This is a genomic window from Pseudomonas agronomica, from assembly GCF_025917275.1.
GTDB lineage: Bacteria > Pseudomonadota > Gammaproteobacteria > Pseudomonadales > Pseudomonadaceae > Aquipseudomonas > Aquipseudomonas agronomica.
On record NZ_JAOSHO010000241.1, the window covers coordinates 1 to 7,654 of the forward strand.

Sequence of the window (7,654 nt, forward strand, 5' to 3'; positions counted from 1 at the left end):
TCGCGAGCAAGCTCGCTCCCACAGGGGAAGTCATCGCCCTTGGATTTTGTGTCAGTTGTTAGGGTGCCCTTTCTAATTATTGTCACTACTTTGTGCCTGAGCCCGACCGTGTGCGGGCAGTTCCTCAAACCTTTTTTCGAGTGAGGTGCACCATGGCCAAAGTTATCCTGAAGAAAAAAACCGACGTTGAATCTTCCACGCTCAGCGACGTGAAAACGTACGCGCGCAAGATCTGGCTGGCTGGCCTGGGCGCCTACACGAAGGTCGGCCAGGAAGGCAGCGAGTACTTCCAGGAGTTGGTAAAGGCTGGCGAAGTTATTGAAACCAAAGGCAAAAAGAAGATTGCCGGAAAACTTGAAGCGGCTAACAGCGAACTGATCGAAGCCAAGACCGACGTGAATACGTTCAAGGCTCGGGTTGAAGTACAACTCGATAAAGTCGAGAAGGTATTCGACGCGCGCGTTGCAAGTGCCTTGAATCGTATCGGCATTCCGTCTAAACATGACGTTGAGGCACTCTCTGCTAAGCTCGATGAGCTGACGGCATTGCTCGAACGTGTCGCGCGTAAACATTAAGGAGAACGGGATGGCTGGCAAAAAAATCACCGAAAAAGAAGGCAGCTCGTGGGCCGGGAAGATTGAAAAGTACTCCCGCAAAATCTGGCTTGCTGGTTTAGGCGTGTACTCGAAGATCGACACTGACGGCAGCAAACTCTTCGAGTCCCTGGTTAAGGACGGCGAGAAAGCCGAAAAACTCACGAAGACGGCGATCGGCAAACAAGTCGATGCGGCTGCGGTCTCTGCCGAGTCCGCCAAGTCGAGAATCGGCGGCGTGAAAGATCGCGCGCTGGGCAAGTGGGACGAGCTGGAGGGGGCTTTCGACAAGCGCCTGAACAGCGCGATTTCCCGCCTGGGCGTGCCGAGCCGCAATGAAGTCAAGGAACTGCACAGCAAGGTCGACACCCTGACCAAGCAGATCGAAAAACTCACCGGCGCGAAAGTCACGCCAGTCGCGACCAAGGTTACAGCCACCAAGACGGCGGCGGCCAAGCCAGCGGCGAAGACGGCAGCCAAGCCACTGGTCAAGGCTGCGGCCAAACCGGCAGCGAAAGCCGCCGCCAAGCCCGCGGCCAAAGCCGCAGCGGCGAAACCGGCAGCGAAGGCAGCGGCCAAACCAGTAGCGGCCAAGGCAGCAGCCAAACCCGCCGCTAAACCTGCGGCCAAAACCGCGGCCGCTAAACCTGCCACCGCCAAACCCGCAGCCAAGCCAGCGGCAAAAGCGCCGGCCAAACCTGCGGCAAAAGCAGCAGCCAAACCCGCCGCAAAACCTGCCGCAGCGAAAAAGCCTGCCGTGAAAAAACCGGCCGCACCCAAAGCAGCCGCACCGAAGGCGCCAACCGCTACCGCCAAACCGGCAACACCTGCGGTGAGCGCGGCGAACTCCGCCTCGGCTCCGGCCCCGGTTGCCACGCCAACACCTGCGCCGACCCCATCGACGCCTTCCAGTCAGTCCTGATCTTCAGGCCAACAAAAAACGCCCGGTCTATGTAGGCCGGGTTTTTTTTTGTTAGCAGGTCAACCTGTGGGAGCGAGCTTGCTCGCGATGACGGTCGCACATCAAACATCAATGTGGCTGACCCACCGCTATCGCGAGCAAGCTCGCTCCCACAATGGGTCTGTCGCTGCAGTTCGTTATTCGTGCTCTTCCAGATACCGCAACGCCATCTGCTCGGTCGCGACCTTGATCGCCGGCGGCAGGTGCGGCGCCACCAGCATCATGATCTGGTAGACCACCAGGCGAACGTCGCCTTCGCGATCCAGGATTCGCTGGTAATCCAGCGAGAACAACAGGGTCATGGTGATCTGCTCCACCAGTTGCCCCAACGCCTGGGTGTCGCTGACCAATAACCCTTGGGCCTTGAGCTGCGCCAGCAATGAGGCCAGGGTCCGCTTCAGGGCGTTGAGCAACTGGCGGATACCCTTGGCCAGTTTCGGCAGGCGCCCGGCCAGGTTCGACAGGTCCTGGAACAAGAACCGGTATTGGGCCAGGCGTTCGACGATCAAGTGCAGGAACAACCAATAGTCCTCCGGCGCCAGCTGCGCATCGGCAGGCGGGTCCAGCAATGGCGTCAGCTCGGCCTGGAATCGCTCGAACAACCCGAGGATCAGCGGCTCCTTGCCGTGGAAGTGGTAGTAGAGGTTGCCGGGGCTGATCCCCATTTCATTGGCGACTTCCAGGGTGGAAACGTTCGGTTCGCCCTTTTCGTTGAACAACTGCAGGGCACATTCGAGGATACGGTCGCGGGTTTTCATCCGGTCTTCTTGGTGATGGAGTTGTTCCACGGCCAACAGCGTGGCCGTGGGATGAGATGTTCAGCGGACTCGCACGTAGTTTCCAGGCGCCGCTTCCAGGGGCGGGTAGTTGGCGTTACCCAAGGCCATCCGGGTCTCATGCTGGGCACCGGAACGCTCCTGGATCCAGCCCAGCCATTGGGTCCACCAACTGCCCTCGATGTGCTTGGCATCGTAATACCAGGCCCGTGGGTCGCCGCTCAGCTTCGGATTCTCGATGTAGTTGGCCTTGGGGTTGCCCGGCGGATTGAGGATGCTCTGGACATGACCGCTGTTGGACAAGACGAAGCGTCGATCACCTCCCAGCAGCAACGTCGAACGATAGACCGCGTCCCAGGGCGTGATGTGATCGTTGATGCCGGCCACGCTGAAGCTGTCCACCGTGACTTTTTGCAGGTCGATGGGCGTGCCGCATACCTCCAGGCCGCCTGCGTGGGTCAGCGGGTTGTGCTTGAAGAAGTCCAGCAGGTCGCCGTGATAGGCCGCCGGAAGCCGGGTGCAGTCGTTGTTCCAGTAGAGGATGTCGAACGCCGGCGGCTCCTTGCCCAGCAGGTAATTGTTGACGAAGTAGGTCCAGATCAAGTCGTTGGGGCGCATCCAGGCGAATACGCGAGCCATGTCGCGGCCGTCGAGAATGCCTTTCTGGTAGGAGCGGCGCTTGGCGGCCTCGAGGGTCTGTTCGTCGATGAACAGCGTGGCCGGGCTTTCGATTTCGCTGTCCAGCAGGCTCACCAGGTACGTGGCGCTGGCGACCCGGCGCAATTGACGCTTTGCCTGCAGGTGGCCTTGCAGGGCGGCGATGGTCATGCCACCGGCGCAGGCGCCCATCAGGTTGACTTCTCGCGCGCCGGTGATCGCCCGGCAGACGTTCATGGCCTCTTCCGTTGCTTCGACATAGCTGGACAGGCCCCATTCGCGATGGCGCACGTCGGGGTTGCGCCAACTGATGATGAACACCTGCAAGCCATTTTTCAGCGCGTATTGGACGAAGCTGTTGGACGGGCTGAGGTCGAAAATATAGAACTTGTTGATCTGCGGCGGCACGATCAGCAGCGGCCTTGCGTACTGCTTTTCGCTCATTGGCTTGTACTGGATCAGCTCCAGCAACTCATTGCGAAACACCACCGCGCCGGGGGTGGTCGCGAGGTTCTTGCCGACTTCGAAGGCCTGGGGCGTGACCTGCCGGGGCAGGCCGTCGTTGTGCAACAGGTCGTCCACCAGGTGGCTGAGGCCGCGGATCAGGCTGGTGCCGCCAGAGTTGAACAGCTCCTTGATCGCCAGGGGGTTGAGCAAAGTGTTGGAAGGCGATACGGCGTCGTTGATCAAGGAAAAAGTGAAATGCGCGCGGGCACGATCATCCGGGCTCATGTCACTTTCGTCGATCCAGCTCTTGACCTGTTTTTGCCAGCTCAGGTACGCCTGCAAGCTACGACGATAGAACGGGTTGAGCTGCCACGTGGGATCGGCGAAGCGCTTGTCTTCGGGGTTGGTGGGGTGCAGGGTTTCGCCCAGCAACACTCGGCCCAGTTGACTGCCCAGGCGCAACGCGTGCCGCACGCTGTGCACCGGGTTGCGCAAGCCATGGGCGGCAACGTTGCGCAGGGTCGAAAGCAGGTCGCTGCCCCGCAAGCCGGTGACCGCGCTTTGAGCATTGATGAAACTGGCAGGGGCGGGCATGGAGCCCTTCGCCGGTCTGTCGCGCATGAGTCAACTCCTTCGTCATCAAGCTAAAAACAAACACACCGAACCAGACAACATAGTCGCTGTTTCGGGTAGTTGCGTGATCCGGCGTCCTGCCAGGCGCTAGTGAGGGTGTCAGCCGCCACCCAGCGGCGCGGGATGCGGATGCATGACCGCGCGCTGACGTTCTTCCTCCAGAAATTTCATGATGATCGGTGCCACGGCCTCGGCCCGGGTAATCAGGAACAGATGGCCGTCATCGATGATATGCAGTTGCGAATTGGGGATGCGCCAGGCCAGCATGCGCATGTTGACCAAGGGGATCAGCGGGTCGTCGTCACCGGCCAGGATCAGGGTCGGCTGGTGGATCTTGTGCAGCCAGTGGATGCTGGTCCAGCCTAGTCCCGCGAAGAGTTGCCAGTAATAACCGAGCTTGCCCGCCGAACGCACCTTGGCGGCGTGGCGGGCCGCCAGGCTTGGATCGCGGCGGAACGAGCCGCCATAGATCAGCGGGGCGATACGCATCACATGTGACGGCTGCACGTAGCGCCGTGGACTGGCCATCATCCACAGCACCTTCGGCTTGCCCGGCACCATCACCGCACCGGCGGCGGTCGCCGCCAATACAAGCTTCTTGCAGCGCTCGGGATAGTCATGGGCGAACTGCTGTGCCAGGGCGCCGCCCCAGGACACGCCGATCACGTTCACCTGGCCATAGTCCAGGTAATCGAGCATCCGCGCGGTGAGCTTGGCCAGGCCAGGAAAGCGATAGGGCCGGTTCGGTGTCGACGAACCACCGACCCCGGGCACGTCGAAGGCAATCACTTCCAGGTCCGGGTCCAGGGCCTCGATGAAGGGAAACACCAGTTCCAGGTTGGCGCCGATGCCATTGAAGATCAGCAGCGGCGTCAAGTGAGGCTTGCCGGGACGTACCGCGGTGCGCAAGGTCTGGCCATCCAGGTCGACGGTACGGAAGATGTACGGTTGCGGCATGCTTCAAGCCCTGTGGGTTGGGTCGCTGTCTTTCATTTTTCCCGATCCCCTGTGGGAGCGAGCTTGCTCGCGATGACGGCGGCACATCCAGCATCAATGTGCGCTGATACACCGCAATCGCGAGCAGGCTCGCTCCCACACTGGATCTGCTGCGAACATGAGTTTGCGTTCGCCAGCGCTGTTGGCCTTACATGTCCATGTCGGCTGCCGGGGTGCTTTCGTGAGCAAGCCCACCCCCGCAGCAGACGAGTTGCATCCATTACCGCTCATGCACGTAAGTACCCGGCGCCGCTTCACCGGCCACGTAGGTCTTGTTGCCCAGCACGGTAGGAGCCTTTTTCAGCTTGCCCGAGCGCTCGGCCTGCCAGGCCTGCCAGTGCAGCCACCAGGAGTCGGTGTGCTTGGTGGAGTTTTCCATCCAGTCCTCGGCCTTGGCCGGCATGTCCTCGCTGGTCATGTAGCGCGACTTGGGGTTGCCTGGTGGGTTGAGGATGCTCTGGATGTGACCGCTGCTCGACAACACGAAATCAACCTTGCCGCCGAATAGCTGCGCCGACTTGTAGCAGGACTTCCACGGCGTGATGTGGTCGTTGGTGCCGGCCAGGGAAAAGATGTCGGCAGTGACTTGCTTGAGGTCGATCGGCGTGCCGCACACTTCCAGTGCGTTGGGGCGGGTCAGCGGGTTGTTCTTGAACATCTCGATCAGGTCGCCATGGAACGCCGCCGGCAGCCGCGTCGTGTCGTTGTTCCAGAACAGGATGTCGAATACCGGTGGTTCGTTGCCCAGCAGGTAATTGTTGACCCAGTAATTCCAGATCAGGTCATTGGGGCGCATCCAGGCGAAGACCTTGGCCATGTCGCGGCCTTCCAGCACGCCGGCCTGGTAGGAATGGCGCTTGGCCGCTTCCAGGGTCTGTTCATCGACGAACAGGGCCACGTCGGTGTCCAGGGTGGTGTCCAGCACGCTCACCAGCAACGTCAGGGCATTGACCTTCTTCTCGCCCAGCGCGGCGTAATGGCCGAGCAGCGCGGTGCAGGTGATGCCACCCGAGCAGGCGCCCAACATATTGACGTCCTTGCTGCCGGTGATGGCCGTGACCACGTCCACCGCCTCCTTGAGCGCGTCGATGTAGGTCGACAGGCCCCATTCGCGTTGCGCCTTGGTGGGGTTGCGCCAACTGACGATGAACGTCTGCACATTGCTGCGCAGGCAGAAGCGCGCCAGGCTCTTGTCCGGGCTCAGGTCGAATACGTAGAACTTGTTGATCTGCGGCGGGACCACCAGCAGCGGCCGCTCATGCACTTGTTCGGTGATGGGGCGGTACTGGATCAATTCCAGCACATCGTTGCGAAAGACCACGGCGCCTTCCGTCACGCCCAGGCTCTTGCCGACTTCGAACGCGCCCATGTCCACTTGGCTCGGCATACCGCCGTTGTGCACCAGGTCCTTGGCCAGGTGCGACAGGCCATCGAGCAGGCTCTTGCCACCGGTTTCGAAGAAGCGCTTGACCGCCGCCGGGTTGGCCGCCGAGTTGGTCGGCGCCATGGCTTCGGTCATCAGGTTGATCACGAAATGCCCACGACTGATGTCCTGGGGCGAGAGGTTGCTGTCGTCGATCCAGGCGTGCAGCTCCTTGCGCCACGCCAGGTAGGTTTGCAGGTAACGTCGATAGAGCGGGTTCTGGCTCCAGGCCGGATCGGCAAAGCGTCGATCATCGCTGGAAGGCTGCAACTCGGATTTGCCGAACAGGACTTTCCTCAGTTCGGCGCCGAAGTACGCTACGTGCTTGACGCTGTGCAGCGGTTGTTTGATGGTCTGGGTCAGCACCATCCGGGCAGAGGCCAGCAGGTCTTTCCTGCGCAAGCCGACGACGGGATTCAAGCCCAGGGTATTTTCCGAGGCTTGGTACTTCAACTCATCGTTGTTCTTGTTGCTCATCTACGACGCTCCATTGTCCTTCAGACGAGTACCGGGACCGTGCCGTGAAGCCGCAAGGCAATACCAGGTACGCTGCTCGGGTGACCATAAATTCCGCATCGAGGGCAATGAGGAAACGTGTGCCAGGAACTCGCCGGTTCCTTTGCAGGGAACTTGCCAGCTCCATTGGTTACCCGAGTTTAATTTTTTTCGCAAGCAGGCCAGTCATTGACGTTGCTGCGCGGGCATTCAAGCAGATGAGTCTAGAAAATTCGCCCTAAAGCGCCAGCCCTTGAGCTAGAGCATCAGCTTGACGACGGATTCGTTCGGGTCGCGGGTTTTTCCGGCAGCCTTGAGTTCGGCGAGATAATCGTTCCACAGGTCTTCCTGGCGTACCGCCAACTGGTACAGGTAGTCCCAGGTGAACAATCCGCTGTCATGGCCGTCATCGAAGGTCAATTTTAGTGCGTACTGGCCGGCGGGTTCAACCTTGGTCAGGCCGACGCCGAGCTTGCCGTATTGCAGGATGGGTTTGCCGTGGCCCTGGACCTCGGCGGAAGGCGAGTGCACCCGCAGGAATTCCGCAGGCAGGTGGTACTCCTCGTCTGGCGCGTATTTGAGCGCCAGGGTCTTGGAGGCTTTGTGCAGGTTGATGGCGGTGGGGAATTTGGTCATGGGATCGTCAGTCTCTTGAAGCCTTGCGTGAACGATA

At 60.5% G+C, this 7,654-nt stretch carries 7 protein-coding genes; 2 read left to right on the plus strand and 5 right to left on the minus strand.

Going from position 1 to position 7,654, the window contains the following annotated elements; all coding sequences use genetic code 11:
• The first annotated feature begins 152 nt into the window (after positions 1-152).
• Complete coding sequence (locus OC610_RS16895; RefSeq protein WP_198797401.1) at positions 153-575, plus strand: phasin family protein; 423 nt, start codon at positions 153-155, stop codon at positions 573-575.
• A gap of 10 nt (positions 576-585) precedes the next feature.
• Entirely contained in the window at positions 586-1,515 is a 930-nt protein-coding gene (locus OC610_RS16900) for a phasin family protein (protein ID WP_264429204.1), read from the plus strand.
• Positions 1,516-1,691: 176 nt separating this feature from the next.
• Here the strand turns inward: OC610_RS16900 and OC610_RS16905 are convergent, their stop codons facing one another.
• From OC610_RS16905 to OC610_RS16925, 5 genes are all read right to left on the minus strand, one after another.
• On the minus strand, positions 1,692-2,312 hold the full coding sequence (locus tag OC610_RS16905; protein ID WP_264429206.1) for a TetR/AcrR family transcriptional regulator: 621 nt from the start codon (positions 2,310-2,312) through the stop codon (positions 1,692-1,694).
• A gap of 60 nt (positions 2,313-2,372) precedes the next feature.
• Complete coding sequence (gene phaC, locus OC610_RS16910; RefSeq protein WP_264429208.1) at positions 2,373-4,055, minus strand: class II poly(R)-hydroxyalkanoic acid synthase; 1,683 nt, start codon at positions 4,053-4,055, stop codon at positions 2,373-2,375.
• 111 nt (positions 4,056-4,166) lie between these two features.
• Positions 4,167-5,024, minus strand: coding sequence for a poly(3-hydroxyalkanoate) depolymerase (gene phaZ, locus OC610_RS16915; RefSeq protein ID WP_264429210.1), 858 nt, complete (start codon positions 5,022-5,024; stop codon positions 4,167-4,169).
• A 259-nt stretch (positions 5,025-5,283) separates the two neighbouring features.
• Positions 5,284-6,963, minus strand: coding sequence for a class II poly(R)-hydroxyalkanoic acid synthase (gene phaC / locus OC610_RS16920; protein ID WP_264429212.1), 1,680 nt, complete (start codon positions 6,961-6,963; stop codon positions 5,284-5,286).
• Between the two features lie 276 nt (positions 6,964-7,239).
• Positions 7,240-7,617, minus strand: a complete 378-nt coding sequence (locus OC610_RS16925; RefSeq protein ID WP_264429214.1) for a DUF971 domain-containing protein — start codon at positions 7,615-7,617, stop codon at positions 7,240-7,242.
• Positions 7,618-7,654 lie beyond the last annotated feature (37 nt).